Raw genomic sequence first — 12,406 nt, forward strand, 5'->3', positions numbered from 1 at the left:
AAATTCGACTCCATGGGCCGTTCTCCGGATTCGCGCGCATGGCCCACAGGAAACCCAACGTCCTCCTCATCACCTGCGACCAGTGGCGGGGCGACTCGTTCGGCGCGGCCGGACATCCCGTCCTGAAGACGCCCAACATCGACCACCTTGCCGCGGAAGGCGTTGTCTTTGCCAGCCACTATGGCGGCGCGGCGCCCTGCTCGCCGGCGCGGGCCTGCCTCTATACGGGGCTCTACCAGATGAACAATCGCGTCTGCCGCAACGGCAGCCCGCTTGACCTGCGCCACGACAACATCGCCCTTGCCGCCCGCGCTCTGGGCTACGATCCGACGCTGTTCGGCTACACCGACGTCGCCCCAGATCCGCGCCACAGGGCGCCCGGCGACCCGTTCCTGCGCAGCTACGAGGGCGTCCTGCCCGGCTTCACAGTTCGCCAGCTCCTTCCCGAGCACCAGAAGCCCTGGTTGTCCTGGCTTGCGGAGCGTGGCGTCGATTCCTCGGCCGGCCACCCGGACATCCACCGTCCAGCGGGCGGCGCGCGCAAGCGCGTGTCCAGTGCGCCGCCGGTCTATTCGGCGGACGAAACGCCGGCTGCGTTCCTCGCCGGTGAATTCATCCGCTGGCTGACTGAACAGGACAAAGACGAACACTGGTTCGCACATCTTTCCTTCATCAGCCCGCATCCGCCGTTCATCGTCCCCGCCCCCTACAACACGCTCTACGATCCGGCGGATGGCCCGGATCCCGTCCGTCGCCGGACATGGCGGGAGGAGGCGGCCGCACACCCCTACCTGGACTACGTCATCGGCCGGCAGAAACGCGGCAAGTTCCTGCCCGGCACGAAGGGAAAGGTTTGCGATTTCGACGACAACGACATCCGCACGATCCGCGCGCTCTACTGGGGCATGATCTCGGAAACCGACGCGCAACTCGGCCGAATCTGGTCGGCAATCAGGAAATCAGGCGCCTGGAACGACACTATCGTCGTCCTGACTTCCGACCATGCCGAGATGATGGGCGATCATTTCCTGCTGGGAAAAGGCGGCTTCTTCGACCAGAGCTTCCACATCCCGCTCATCATCCGCGATCCGCGCCGCCAGGGCCAGGCCGGCGCGCGCATCGAGGCGTTCACGGAAGCGGTCGACATCATGCCGACCATCCTGGACCTGCTCGGACAGACGCCGCCGGCGCATCTGGACGGCCGATCCCTGGCACCGTTTCTCGACGGGGCGACGCCGTCCGACTGGCGCGACGCGGCGCATTGGGAGTTCGATTTCCGATCGATCGAAACGCAATCGGCGGAGCTGCATTTCGGCCTGACGTCCCGGCAGTGCAACCTGGCGGTGATGCGTACCCGCCGGTTCAAATATGTCCATTTCGGCGGCGGACTGCCGCCGCTGCTTTACGATCTCGCGGCCGACCCCGGCGAACTGCGCAACGTGGCCGAGGACGAGACGTACCTGGTGCACCGCCTGGACTGCGCTGAGCGCCTCCTCGCCTGGCGCGCCAAGCATCTCGACCAGTCTCTGGCGCTCACCGCACTGACTGAGCACGGCGTCGTCGGGACGCCGGCCGCGCTCGCCAGGCCGTGACGAAGAAGAGCCCGCGCCGGGTGGCGCGGGCTCTCCCTTCCGTCATGCGATGGGCCTACTGCACCATCATGCGCTGTTCGTCGCGCTTCTCGGCGTAGGTGCTTTCGTCATAGGCCGGAGCCGCCTCCAGCTGCTCCTTGCTGAAGTTCGTGTAGAGATATTTGTGCCCGGCATCGTCGATCATGAAGGCGAGGTTGTCGCTGCCGACAGCCACTTCCTTCTCGCCGATGCCCAGGAAGCCGCCGACGTCGATGATGTAGGCGTCGACCTTGCCGTCGCCCGACAGGAGCACGTCGCCGATCTCGCCGACATTGGCATCATCGGCGCCATAGACCGTCGTGCCGATCATCTCCTCGGCGCGAACCTCGGCCGCGGGCATTTCCTTCAGGGTCGACTTGTCGATGGCAGCCGTCGTCGTGGTGTCGGTCGACGCGTCGGCCGCCGGATCGTCGGCCGGCGTCTGGGCCATCTGATCGGCAGGCGCGTTCTCGGCCGGAGCCTCGGCCGTCGTCTGTTCGGTCGGCTCGGCCGGAGCCTGCGCCGTGCTGTCGGGAGCCGGCGCCAGGCCGGGGGCGGCCGGGTCGGACGCTGCGACCGAAACCTGCGCCTCATAGGCGCTGCGGTCGAACGCCGCCTGCTGCTCCAGTTGCTCCTTCGTGGCAGGCGTCGCCAGCCAGCGGTCGCCGTCACGCTCGACCCACTCGAGGTTCGCGAAATCGACCGCGACTTCCTTCTCGCCAATGCCGAGGAAGCCGCCCACACCGACGATCACGGCGTCGATGCTGCCATCGGTGCCGAGGACTATGTCGTTGACGTCGCCGATGTGCTCGGCATCCTCGCCGGCGCCGTTGTAGACGTTCTCGCCGATGATGTTGCTGGCAAGGTGGCCGTCGGCCTTGAGCGCCGGCGCGGCATCCTGGGTCATCGTGTCTGCGGGAACCGCCGGATCGACGGTCGGGGCCGTCGCGTCCTGGGCGAACGCGCCCGTGGCGACAAGGGTGGCCAGTGCTGTGGTAGCCATAAGTTTGCGGAACATGTACTATCTCCTCGTGCGTGATTTCGTGAACGATGTCATCGCATCGATCGCGCCGACCTTGCTCGTCGCTGGGAAGGGTCGGCGCGACGTTACCCGGACAGAACGTTGCCGGTGCGAATCCGTTCCGAATTTCTGACGACGCTCGTGCTTCAAGCTTCAGATTCCTGGGCAACGCACAAGCGCGGGCCGCCGTCTGGCAACCCGCGCTTTCAACAGGCAATCGAGTTGTGAAGTCTGGCGTGCTAGAAGCCGTTCTGGCCGGCCCCTGCCTCCACCGGCCGGGCGCCGCCGCCGGCATCCATCGCCTCGCCATAGAATTCCACGCCGAGCCATACGGCTCCGGCGACGGCGAGGCTGACGACCAGGACGATAAGAACCTGGGCGCCCGACCGCCCTTGCCTCGCCTTGTTAGCGGGTGTCTTCTCCACGATCCGCCTCCATCCAGGCACTTTCGAACGCGTACAGACTCTTCAATGCCTCCGGCGGGCCAAGGTTCCCGCGTGGCAGCTGGACGGCGAAGGCATGCGACGGCGGATGCGAAACTAGGGCAGGTCTTGTTCCGAAGGAGCATCGGCTTCCGGCGCGCGGTTTTCCCGGTAGATCGCGTAGGCGATCACGGCCAGAGCAGGAACCAACGTCGCGCCCAGGCCGACGCGGCTTCGCAGCAGGCCGGGCAGCGCTGCCATCGCTGCGGCGACGCCGATCGCGGTGAGATCGGATTTGCGCCGCTCGGCGGCCTTGCGGGCGCGAGACTGCGCGGTCAGCCGGTCGACCAGCAGGACAAGCAACGCAAGCACGATGAAGCCGAGGCCGAACAGTATGGCCGCTTCGAGGCTGCCGTATCGCGCGGCAAACCAGATGTAGAGGGCCCCTATCAGGAAGCCGAGGCCGCAAGCGGCGAAGAGGCCGACGAGCAGGTAGACGATCGCCGCCCGGCGCGCGCGGCGCAAGGCAACGACCGTTTCGCCCGAGGCGAGGCTCGCGAGCAGCGACGCCAGCATGGATGCCTAGCGACGCGCTAGCAGCGCAAACAGGAAGCCGACGCCGGCGGCAATGGCGAGCGAAGTGATCGGCTTCTCGCGCACATGCGCTAGAACCTGCTGCTCGACATCCCGCGCATTGGCGCGCAGTTCTTCCATCTTCGCCTCGCCCTGGGCGCGCAACTGCTCCGCGCCGAACGCGGCGGCGCGCTTGGCCGTGCCGTAGCCATGCTCGCCGGTGGCGGCCATGAGCTTTGCCAGCTTCTCGATCTCTGCCTTCAACTGCTTGATGTCGGCTTCGAGTTCGGCGGCGTCCTTCGCCCCCTCGTCAGCCTTTCCGGTTGCCGCTGTCGCCATGTCTCACTCCTTAGCGTTCGCCGGCTTCCAACGCCGCATGCCCGCCAAGGTTCCGACGGGAACAAAGGATTGTCAAAGGGCGTTTCGATCTTTCCGGGTCTTTGGGAAGGTTTTCATGACCAGTCAGGTTGCCAAGCGGGCGCCGGTCGTCAGACTGCCGCCGAAGTCCAATGTCGAACTCCTGCTGCTTCGCGGGGCACAGGTGGCGGTGATCGTGATGGGAACGATCGCCGCGATCTTTGCGCTTCACGCAGGCGAGTACATCCTGGCGCCCGCGGGCCTTGGCGTCGTGATCGGGCTCATGCTCGGGCCGGTGGCGACCCGCCTCGAAAGCAGCGGGCTGCGCCCGGGACTGTCGGCGTCGCTGGTCGTCCTGCTCTTTATAGCCGCCATCTGCCTGTTCGCCCTGGCAATCGCCGGGCCGCTGTCGTTCTGGCTGTCGCGCGTGCCGCAGCTCTGGTCCGACTTGCAACTTCAGCTTTCAGAGCTGAAGGCGCCGCTCGAAACGCTGAAGAGCGTGCGCGACCAGCTTCGCGAGGTGACCGGCAGCAACGGCGTCACCGTATCGCTCGATCAAGGCAGCGAGGTCGAGAGCGTGGCGTTGCTGGCGCCCGCGCTGGCCGCCCAGATCCTGATCTTCTTCGCCTGCCTCTACTTTTTCGTGGCGACCAGGAACCAGACTCGCGTCGCCGTACTCAAGCTCTGCCTTGACCGCCGCCTGCGCTGGCGCGTCGCCCACATCTTCCGCGACGTCGAGAAGCTGGTCTCCCGCTACCTCCTGTCGATCACGGTCATCAACGTCGCGGAAGGCATTGCAGTGGGACTGGCGATGCAACTCATCGGCCTTCCGTCAGCCGTGCTCTGGGGCGTGCTTGCCGCACTCGCCAACTTCATCGTTTTCGTCGGGCCAGCCTTCATGGTCGCGATCCTGCTGCTCGTCGGCATCGCCGAGTTCGACACGATGGCAGGCAGCCTCCTGCCGGTCGTCGCCTACCTCGTCATCAACACCATCGAGGGCCAGTTCGTGACGCCCCTGGTGATCGGACGGGCGATGACGCTGAACCCCTTCCTTGTGGTCCTGGCGCTGATCTTCTGGATCTGGCTCTGGGGGCCGCTCGGGGGTTTCATCGCGATCCCGGCGCTGCTCGTCGTCTATGCCGTCATCCGCAACATCGTGCCCGGCATCAACTGGGCCGACGACGTCGAACCGCGCCGCCACTGACCGCGCAACACGCCGCATCGGCGCCATTGTCTTTTTTTAATGACATGGCCTTCGCAACTGGCCATGACTGCCGATTTTCAGGGAGATTCGCCCCATTGTCCGGCATGCTCGAAGGCTTGAGAATCCTGCTTCTCGAGGACGAGTTCCTCATCGCCATGGATGTGGAACTGCTGTGCCGAGAACACGGCGCGGCGGATGTATCGACTGCACGCACCCTGGACGAGGTGGGTGACCTGGCAGAATTCAACGCCGCCATCCTCGACATCTTCGTTGACGGCGCGTCGACGCTTGATTTTGCCGACACGCTGAGAGGGGCGGGAACGCCCTTCGTTTTCGCCTCCGGGCACACCGACAACGTGGAAATCGCAATGCGTTTTCCGGATGTGACGCTTGTGGGTAAACCCTACGCCGGCAACGATCTGGTCGAGGCCCTGGCAATCGCCTGCGGGCGCGTTCCGGCCGTGTCAGACGCCGACCCGGCCGGCGCAGCCTGATCCGTCAGGCCGCGCTCGACCCCATCACCTGCGAGGCGATCGCGTCGGGTCCGAAGTCCGCTTCGCCCGAAATCTGCAGGATATCCTGCAACCGGGTGCGTGCCCGGCTGACCCGGCTCTTGATCGTGCCGACCGCGCAATCGCAGATCTCGGCCGCCTCTTCGTAGGAAAAGCCGGACGCGCCGATCAGGATGATCGCCTCGCGTTGATCTTCGGGCAACTGCTCCAGCGCGACCTTGAAATCCTTCAGGTCGAGCTGGCCGTGCTGGCTCGGGTGCACGGCCATTCGCGCCGTCATCAGGCCCTCGGAATCCTGCACCTCGCGCCCGCGCTTGCGCATCTGCGAATAGAACTCGTTGCGCAGGATGGTGAACAGCCAGGCCTTGAGGTTGGTGCCGGGTTGGAAGCTGGCATGCTTGTCCCATGCCTTGACCAGGGTTTCCTGTACCAGGTCGTCCGCCCTGTCGGCGTTCTGGGAGAGCGACACGGCAAAGGCCCGGAGGCTCGGGATCGCCGCGAGCAGATCGGTCTTGAAGGCTGCAGAGACCGCCATGCAGTCAGTCCTTCTTCCGCGCCGATTCGGCGCTCTCGAGCTGCGCGAGCAACGACGCGAACCGGTCCGGCACCTCGTCGGACACCAGTTCGTCGTAATATTGCTTGAGTTTGCGGCCAATCTCCGAGTTCGGGCCGAGCGGATCGGCCGCGACCGGCCGGCGGAGCTTCGCGGCGTCCGCGGCGATGTCTCTTTTCGTCATTGTCCGTATTTCGCCCTTCTTTTCCCCGAAACCGGGCCGGGCGCATCGGTAGAACGCCAAGCCACGCCCCGTCCCCGCACTCCGGTCCGGTTGCCATTGGGCCGATAAACGCGGCATTTCCGGTTTGGTTCCAGGGGTTTCACATTTTTTTGGAACCTTTTTCCGCCGCCGGCATTTTAGGCCTGGGTTTGGTTTCAACTATTCATCACGTCATTTGAGGGAGACGGACGATTATGAGTCTATCCGCAACCATTGCGCCGCACCTGCCATTTCTCCGGCGATTCTCGCGGGCGGTTTCCGGATCACAACACAGCGGCGACGCGCTCGTCGCGGCCGTGCTCGAAGCAATCATCGCCGACACCAGCATATTTCCGAAGGCGTCCTCGGATCGCATCGCGCTCTACCAGCTGTTTGCGAAGCTGTTCACGACCGTGTCCGTCAGGATCCCGCCGGAAACCGCGCCGACGGCCTGGGAGCAGCGCGCGACAGCTAACCTCGCCGCCCTCGCCCCGCGCGCTCGGCAGGCATTCCTGCTGATCGCCGTTGAAGGCTTTTCCAACGAAGAGGCGGCCGAGATACTCGACACCACCGAAGCGGAATTCGCCGAACTTCTGGCCGAGGCCAGCGCCGAAATCTCGCATCAGGTAGCAACCGACATCCTCATCATCGAGGACGAGCCCCTGATCGCCATGGACATCGAACAGATGGTCGAGAGCCTGGGCCATCGCGTCGTCGGCACGGCGAGGACGCACGCCGAAGCGACCGCCCTCTTCAAGAACTCGCGCGCCAAGATGATCCTGGCCGACATACAGCTGGCCGACGGCAGCTCAGGCATCGACGCCGTCAACGAAATCCTTGCCACGGCTTCGGTGCCGGTGATCTTCATCACCGCCTTCCCGGAAAGGCTGTTGACAGGCGAGCGTCCGGAACCCGCCTTCCTGGTCACCAAGCCATTCAACCCCGACATGGTGAAGGCGCTGATCAGCCAGGCCCTGTTCTTCGACCGACAGGCCCGCGCGGCCGCCTGACAATCTGGGATGGCCGCCGCAAGGCGGCCATTTTCATGGTCTTTTCGGAACGAATTGCCGTATCCGCCGTTTCCGATACCTAAGAATTCGAGGAGAAAAACCATGCTTTACTGGGCTCTTGTCTTTCTGGTCGTCGCCATCATCGCCGGTGCTCTGGGCTTCGGCGGCATTGCCGGAACCTCCGCGGGAATCGCGCAAATCCTCTTCTTCGTCTTCCTGGCGTTCCTGGTGATCTCGCTTCTCGCCGGCCTGTTCCGCAGGGCCTGATCCGGCGTCTTCAGACACTGGAGGCCGCCCCCCTCAACCGGCTTCCAGTCGCCGCCGGGCAGCGCTTTCCAACGGAGCCTGCCCGGCGGACCTTTTTCGAAGCGCCGCCTTGCGCCGGCGCCAAATCAAGGCTCCCTGGGACAGGGTCAGGTCCGGAATATCGTGATGAGCTTGGGTAACGGAGGGAAAGGCAGGGCGGCGCTCAACGGCGACAAGGAGATCGCCTTCGGTCTTTCGCGCGCCCTTCGCAACACAGCGGTCTCGGTTCTGTATCAGTCGCCGGATATGCGGGTGGCCTGGGCACAGAACATTCCTTCCGCCTGGTCGAATGACAGTATCGTCGGCCTGACCGACGACGACTTCCTGCCAGCGCAGGCTGCCGGATCACTGAAGGCGGCGAAACGCTCCGCGCTCGAGGGCAGCCAATCCGGACGTCTCGAGATCTGCATACCAAACGGCGCCGGCGACCAGCACGAGCAGTGGTTCGATCTGTGGATCGACGTCGACAAGGCGCCGGACGGCACGGTGAAGGGGATCGTGACGACCGCCGTGGAGATCACCGAGCAAAGGCGCCGGGAGCAGACGCTTCGCGTATTGCTGCGCGAAGTCAGCCACCGCTCGCGCAACCTGCTCGCGATCATCCAGAGCATCGCCACGCAGACCGGGCGCTATGCGTCGTCGATCGAGGCCTTTCTTTCTCGATTCCGAGACAGGCTGCAATCGCTGGCGTCCTCCCAGGACCTTGTGACGTCGTCGAACTGGCGGGGCGCAGACCTCGGCGAGTTGGTCCACGGGCAGGCGGCACGATACAGCGCCACCCCAGGTTCAGCGGTCCGCCTCGAAGGCGATCGTCCCTGGCTCAACCCCAACGCTGCCCTGCATGTCGGGCTCGCCCTGCATGAACTGATCGCGAACTCGGTCAGCTACGGGGCACTTTCGAGGCCCGGCGGGCATGTATCGCTTTCCGCGAAAGTTGCCCGGGCCTCCACGGGCGACCCCTCGCTCCTGTTGCTCTGGACCGAGACGATCGGCTCGCCGGAACAACCGGTCGGACAGGTGACGCGCGAGAAGAATTTCGGCAGCGTCGCGCTGGAACGCGTCGTGCCGGCATCGCTGGGCGGTAGCGCGACGCTGAACATCGAAGACGGCGTGCTTGAATACAGGCTCGCCATCCCCTCCGGAAACTTCGAACCCGGCTGAACCACCGCTGTCCTCGACAACTTGCAGCACCGGCCAGGCGTGACCTCGTTCCTAGGCCGATCCGGCTCGCCGCACCGCGGTTTGGCGGGAAACTCAACGGAACCTTCGCGTCAACTTCGCGTTTTCTGATGGAATGGAGGCCGATTTCTCGCGTCATGAGGTGTCACCATGGAACACATTGCCGCCCTGCTGCTGGTCATTGCCTGTTCGGATGACCTTTCCCGTTGCGGAGAAATGCCGGTGCCCACGAGCGTCTACGAGACCGTCGAGGAATGCGAAGCCGATCTTCAGCCGTCGATCAGCCTGTACACCACGAAACACCCGCAGGTGTTCGGACAGTGCGTCGAGGTCGACCCGGCGGTCGAGGAAGAGGATGCCGAACTGGTGTGGGACGTTAAGCCGGATGGGACGCTGTTTGCGCTGATCGAGGTGCCGGAAGTCATGGTTGCCTCTTCGCCGCAGGCTCGCGCCGAAAACCACGTTAGGCAACATTGAAATCGGGCGCGCAAAATCCGCAATTGCGTGCTAAGTGACGCGCGGGACGAACAAAAACCAGGAGCCTCATATGAGAAAGACGATTCTTGCGGTGGCAGCGATGATGGCGTTGGCCGGGTGCACCACGGCCGAGCAGGATGCGACGGTCGGCGGTCTCGCCGGCGCGGGCATCGGCGCACTGGCCACCGGTGATGCTGGCGGCGCGATCGTCGGCGGCGTCGTCGGCGCAGCGTCTGGCGTTCTGCTCGGCAAGGCGACGCGGTCCGGCTGGTGCCGCTACCGCGACCGCTACGGCCGCATCTACGAGGCTCGCTGCCGCTAACAGCAGCAATTCAGGGCGGCATTCGCCCGGGAATGCGAAGGGGGCTATCCTGCTGTCGCGGGATAGCCCCCTTTTTCTTGGCTCCAGTAGCTTCGACATGCTCCGGCCAGGCGTCAGCGTAAGGCCTCCGACCGGACGCCGGGCACACGCGATCGAGAATCGCGCTACTTGCCGTCCAGCGGAATTTCGATCTCGATGAGGAGCCCGCCATCGCTAAAGTCGCGGCGGATCGTGCCCCTTAGTTCGCGCGTGATGTTCATATCGATGAGCTTGGTACCGAAGCCCTGCTTCTCGGGCTTTTCGACAGGATTGGTGCCGGTTTCGCGCCAGACGAGGAGCAGCCCGCCGCCGCCCCTCAGCCTCCACTCCACCTTCAGTGCATCGGGTGACGTGCCGACCTCGCCATACTTCAAGGCGTTGGTGGCGAGCTCGTGGAAGGTGAGGCCGAGCGCCTGCGTCGCCGTCTCGGACAGCAGGACCTTCGGGCCGTTCAGCATTCCGTCGGGCAGTTCCTTGCCGAAGGCCTGCGACAGCTCGATGCGCAGCAGCTCGCGAAGCTCCGCCTTCTGCCAGCGCGACCGCGTGAGCATGTCCTGCGATGCGGCCATTGCCTGCAGGCGCGCGGAGAACGACTCCGAGAACTCGCCGATGTCTGTCGCGTTGGCTGCCGTCTGACGCGCGATCGCGAGCACGCGGGTGATCGAGTTCTTGATCCGGTGCTTCATCTCCTGAAGCATGAGATCCTTTTCGAGCAGGCTTTTCGCGGCGTTCTCCTGCAGTTCGGACATCGCGTCGTAGGCGCGGGCCTGGTAGCGCTGCAGCATCGCAATCGCGAATGCGAGCAGCAGCCCGAACAGTCCGAGCAGCACCGGAACCGCCTGCGAGGTCGGCCGCGTGAACTCGACCGTCGGGTGGAACTCGATGGTCCACGGCCGTCCGGCCACGAGCAGCTGGCGCGTCGTGACAAGATCGCCATGCGGCGCGTTCTCCGTCCTGAACATGCTGTTTTGCGGTTCGGCCGGCCCGTCGAAAACTTCGGCATGGACCGGCAGCGCCGGGAACTTGTCGAAGACCGAGTCGAAAATGTCCGGCGTCCTGAAGGTCGCGAAAAGGACGCCGACCGGCTTGTCGTCTCCCGCCTGCCGCCGTTCCACCGCCGAGAAGATCATGAAGCCGGGCCAGGACTCGGCTCTCACCTGCTGACCGAGCATCAGCCGGCCTGTCGCCCTTGGCTCGCCGGTTTCGATCGCCGCCGTGATTGCGTCTCGCCGCGCCGGCTCGCCGTACATGTCATAGCCGATCCCGGTGAGTTGCGGCCGGTCAAGCGGTTCGTAGAGCATGATGGGCGTTCGAATGTCCGCATCGGATGGCGGGAACACGCTTTTCGGCACGCCCTGTCGCCTTGCGATGTCCTGTTCCAGAAGCGCCGTCCGGTCGGCGTCGGCCAGGCCGAGAAAGCCAATTCCGCGCAGTCCGGCGAAATCGTGCTCGACGTCCAGCGCCTCGAAATAGGCGCGGAATTCGTCCGCTCCGACGTCGCCGCCCCGCGTCATGAAATAGGCGTCCGTCGCGCGCAGAAGCGCCAGGTGAAGCGTGACACGGCTCTCGATGCGGTTGAGCGCGTCGTCGGCGGCCGCCTCGAACTTGATCCTGGCGGCCTCGTCGGCCGCAAGATAGGCGAACGTGGCCATGGCCAGGCTGGCAATGGCCACAGCCACGAACGCCACGATGGGGTAGTGCTTCTTCACAGGATGATCCGGCAATCTCAGTCCGGATCACTTATCAGCACTCGAATGCGCCAACACAATGTAAAAATCTTGCGCCAGACCGATCGTGCACCGCCAGCCGTCGCCTGGCGCGAAAATTCCGCCGCCGTCAGGCCGCCATCGGCATCGCGCCGGGCCCCGGCACGGCGCCGGGCGGGCATTTGCCCAGGATGATCATGCCGAGCACCTCGTCCTGCGTGACGTCGCTCGTCCGCGCCGTTCCGACAACCTGACCGTTCTTCATCACGCAGACCCGGTCGGCCAGATCGAAGACGTCGTGGATGTCGTGGCTGATCAGGAAGATGCCGATGCCTTCCGCCTTCAGCTGCTTGACCAGTTCGCCGACCTGCGCCGTCTCCTGCGGCCCGAGCGCGGCCGTCGGCTCGTCCATGATCAGGATGCGCGCATTGAAGTAGATGGCGCGCGCGATGGCGACCGACTGCCTCTGGCCGCCGGACAGCTTGATGACCGGCTCCTTGAAGCGCCGGAAGCGCGGATTGAGACGCCCCATGACCTTGCGGGCTTCGGCTTCCATGGAGACGTCGTCGAGCGTGCCCCAGCGCGTCTTCAGTTCGCGTCCCAGAAACAGGTTGGCCGCGGCGTCGACGTTGTCGGCGAGCGCCAGCGTCTGGTAGATCGTCTCGATCCCGTATTTCTTGGCGTCGCGCGGATTGTTGATCTCGGCCTTTTCGCCGGTGATGTAGATGTCGCCGCTGTCGCGCCTGTAGGCGCCCGACAGGATCTTGATTAGCGTCGATTTGCCGGCTCCATTGTGGCCGAGCAGGCCGACGACCTCGCCGGGGAACAGGTCCAGGCTTGCGTGGTCGACGGCCCGGATGCCGCCGAAGGCAATGGAGATGTTGCGCATCTCCACCAGGGGCTTCGCTGTCAT

The 12,406-nt window shown here is 64.8% G+C and carries 16 protein-coding genes; 8 read left to right on the plus strand and 8 right to left on the minus strand.

Features of this window, described 5'->3' with window-relative positions; all coding sequences use genetic code 11:
- The first annotated feature begins 38 nt into the window (after positions 1-38).
- Entirely contained in the window at positions 39-1,592 is a 1,554-nt protein-coding gene (locus ABUE31_RS07160; RefSeq protein WP_367722843.1) for an alkaline phosphatase family protein, read from the plus strand.
- Positions 1,593-1,647: 55 nt separating this feature from the next.
- Here the strand turns inward: ABUE31_RS07160 and ABUE31_RS07165 are convergent, their stop codons facing one another.
- The 4 genes from ABUE31_RS07165 to ABUE31_RS07180 all read right to left on the minus strand — a co-directional run bounded on the left by ABUE31_RS07165 (position 1,648) and on the right by ABUE31_RS07180 (position 3,965).
- Entirely contained in the window at positions 1,648-2,628 is a 981-nt protein-coding gene (locus ABUE31_RS07165; RefSeq protein ID WP_367722844.1) for a PRC-barrel domain-containing protein, read from the minus strand.
- Between the two features lie 242 nt (positions 2,629-2,870).
- On the minus strand, positions 2,871-3,056 hold the full coding sequence (locus ABUE31_RS07170) for a hypothetical protein (protein ID WP_367722845.1): 186 nt from the start codon (positions 3,054-3,056) through the stop codon (positions 2,871-2,873).
- A gap of 114 nt (positions 3,057-3,170) precedes the next feature.
- Positions 3,171-3,629 carry a hypothetical protein gene (locus ABUE31_RS07175; protein ID WP_367722846.1) on the minus strand — a complete coding sequence of 153 codons (459 nt, stop codon included), beginning with the start codon at positions 3,627-3,629 and terminating at the stop codon, positions 3,171-3,173.
- A 6-nt stretch (positions 3,630-3,635) separates the two neighbouring features.
- Positions 3,636-3,965: an ElaB/YgaM/YqjD family protein gene (locus ABUE31_RS07180; RefSeq protein ID WP_367722847.1), complete on the minus strand. Its 330-nt coding sequence runs from the start codon at positions 3,963-3,965 to the stop codon at positions 3,636-3,638.
- Positions 3,966-4,080: 115 nt separating this feature from the next.
- On the opposite strand from ABUE31_RS07180, the gene ABUE31_RS07185 reads away from it, so the two are divergent.
- The gene (locus ABUE31_RS07185) at positions 4,081-5,187 is read left to right on the plus strand and encodes an AI-2E family transporter (protein WP_367722848.1); all 1,107 of its coding nucleotides are present in this window, start codon (positions 4,081-4,083) and stop codon (positions 5,185-5,187) included.
- A gap of 104 nt (positions 5,188-5,291) precedes the next feature.
- Complete coding sequence (locus tag ABUE31_RS07190) at positions 5,292-5,681, plus strand: response regulator (protein WP_367723577.1); 390 nt, start codon at positions 5,292-5,294, stop codon at positions 5,679-5,681.
- Positions 5,682-5,685: 4 nt separating this feature from the next.
- Here the strand turns inward: ABUE31_RS07190 and ABUE31_RS07195 are convergent, their stop codons facing one another.
- Together ABUE31_RS07195 and ABUE31_RS07200 are read right to left on the minus strand one after the other, a co-directional pair.
- Positions 5,686-6,234, minus strand: a complete 549-nt coding sequence (locus ABUE31_RS07195; protein ID WP_367722849.1) for a sigma-70 family RNA polymerase sigma factor — start codon at positions 6,232-6,234, stop codon at positions 5,686-5,688.
- A 4-nt stretch (positions 6,235-6,238) separates the two neighbouring features.
- On the minus strand, positions 6,239-6,436 hold the full coding sequence (locus ABUE31_RS07200; RefSeq protein ID WP_367722850.1) for a NepR family anti-sigma factor: 198 nt from the start codon (positions 6,434-6,436) through the stop codon (positions 6,239-6,241).
- 233 nt (positions 6,437-6,669) lie between these two features.
- Between ABUE31_RS07200 and ABUE31_RS07205 the strand changes: the two genes are divergently transcribed.
- The 5 genes from ABUE31_RS07205 (at position 6,670) to ABUE31_RS07225 (ending at position 9,748) form a co-directional block, all read left to right on the plus strand.
- On the plus strand, positions 6,670-7,464 hold the full coding sequence (locus tag ABUE31_RS07205; RefSeq protein ID WP_367722851.1) for a response regulator: 795 nt from the start codon (positions 6,670-6,672) through the stop codon (positions 7,462-7,464).
- Positions 7,465-7,566: 102 nt separating this feature from the next.
- Complete coding sequence (locus tag ABUE31_RS07210) at positions 7,567-7,731, plus strand: DUF1328 domain-containing protein (RefSeq protein ID WP_121583648.1); 165 nt, start codon at positions 7,567-7,569, stop codon at positions 7,729-7,731.
- 165 nt (positions 7,732-7,896) lie between these two features.
- Positions 7,897-8,931 carry a sensor histidine kinase gene (locus tag ABUE31_RS07215; protein ID WP_367722852.1) on the plus strand — a complete coding sequence of 345 codons (1,035 nt, stop codon included), beginning with the start codon at positions 7,897-7,899 and terminating at the stop codon, positions 8,929-8,931.
- Positions 8,932-9,099: 168 nt separating this feature from the next.
- On the plus strand, positions 9,100-9,426 hold the full coding sequence (locus ABUE31_RS07220; RefSeq protein ID WP_367722853.1) for a hypothetical protein: 327 nt from the start codon (positions 9,100-9,102) through the stop codon (positions 9,424-9,426).
- A gap of 70 nt (positions 9,427-9,496) precedes the next feature.
- The gene (locus tag ABUE31_RS07225) at positions 9,497-9,748 is read left to right on the plus strand and encodes a YMGG-like glycine zipper-containing protein (RefSeq protein WP_367722854.1); all 252 of its coding nucleotides are present in this window, start codon (positions 9,497-9,499) and stop codon (positions 9,746-9,748) included.
- A 164-nt stretch (positions 9,749-9,912) separates the two neighbouring features.
- On the opposite strand, the gene ABUE31_RS07230 is transcribed toward ABUE31_RS07225, so the two are convergent.
- Entirely contained in the window at positions 9,913-11,496 is a 1,584-nt protein-coding gene (locus ABUE31_RS07230) for a CHASE domain-containing protein (protein ID WP_367722855.1), read from the minus strand.
- 127 nt (positions 11,497-11,623) lie between these two features.
- The gene (locus ABUE31_RS07235) at positions 11,624-12,406 is read right to left on the minus strand and encodes an ATP-binding cassette domain-containing protein (protein ID WP_367722856.1); all 783 of its coding nucleotides are present in this window, start codon (positions 12,404-12,406) and stop codon (positions 11,624-11,626) included.

Source organism: Mesorhizobium marinum (assembly GCF_040813675.1).
Taxonomy (GTDB): Bacteria; Pseudomonadota; Alphaproteobacteria; order Rhizobiales; family Rhizobiaceae; genus Mesorhizobium_K; species Mesorhizobium_K marinum.

Bases quoted from the DNA above. Each gene is read 5' to 3' on its own strand.
- ABUE31_RS07220 (WP_367722853.1), top strand. From the start codon at position 9,100: ATGGAACACATTGCCGCCCTGCTGCTGGTCATTGCCTGTTCGGATGAC.
- ABUE31_RS07235 (WP_367722856.1), bottom strand. From the start codon at position 12,406: ATGACAGCGAAGCCCCTGGTGGAGATGCGCAACATCTCCATTGCCTTC.
- ABUE31_RS07205 (WP_367722851.1), top strand. From the start codon at position 6,670: ATGAGTCTATCCGCAACCATTGCGCCGCACCTGCCATTTCTCCGGCGA.
- ABUE31_RS07160 (WP_367722843.1), top strand. From the start codon at position 39: ATGGCCCACAGGAAACCCAACGTCCTCCTCATCACCTGCGACCAGTGG.
- ABUE31_RS07200 (WP_367722850.1), bottom strand. From the start codon at position 6,436: ATGACGAAAAGAGACATCGCCGCGGACGCCGCGAAGCTCCGCCGGCCG.
- ABUE31_RS07185 (WP_367722848.1), top strand. From the start codon at position 4,081: ATGACCAGTCAGGTTGCCAAGCGGGCGCCGGTCGTCAGACTGCCGCCG.
- ABUE31_RS07180 (WP_367722847.1), bottom strand. From the start codon at position 3,965: ATGGCGACAGCGGCAACCGGAAAGGCTGACGAGGGGGCGAAGGACGCC.
- ABUE31_RS07210 (WP_121583648.1), top strand. From the start codon at position 7,567: ATGCTTTACTGGGCTCTTGTCTTTCTGGTCGTCGCCATCATCGCCGGT.
- ABUE31_RS07175 (WP_367722846.1), bottom strand. From the start codon at position 3,629: ATGCTGGCGTCGCTGCTCGCGAGCCTCGCCTCGGGCGAAACGGTCGTT.
- ABUE31_RS07215 (WP_367722852.1), top strand. From the start codon at position 7,897: ATGAGCTTGGGTAACGGAGGGAAAGGCAGGGCGGCGCTCAACGGCGAC.
- ABUE31_RS07195 (WP_367722849.1), bottom strand. From the start codon at position 6,234: ATGGCGGTCTCTGCAGCCTTCAAGACCGATCTGCTCGCGGCGATCCCG.
- ABUE31_RS07190 (WP_367723577.1), top strand. From the start codon at position 5,292: ATGCTCGAAGGCTTGAGAATCCTGCTTCTCGAGGACGAGTTCCTCATC.
- ABUE31_RS07165 (WP_367722844.1), bottom strand. From the start codon at position 2,628: ATGTTCCGCAAACTTATGGCTACCACAGCACTGGCCACCCTTGTCGCC.
- ABUE31_RS07225 (WP_367722854.1), top strand. From the start codon at position 9,497: ATGAGAAAGACGATTCTTGCGGTGGCAGCGATGATGGCGTTGGCCGGG.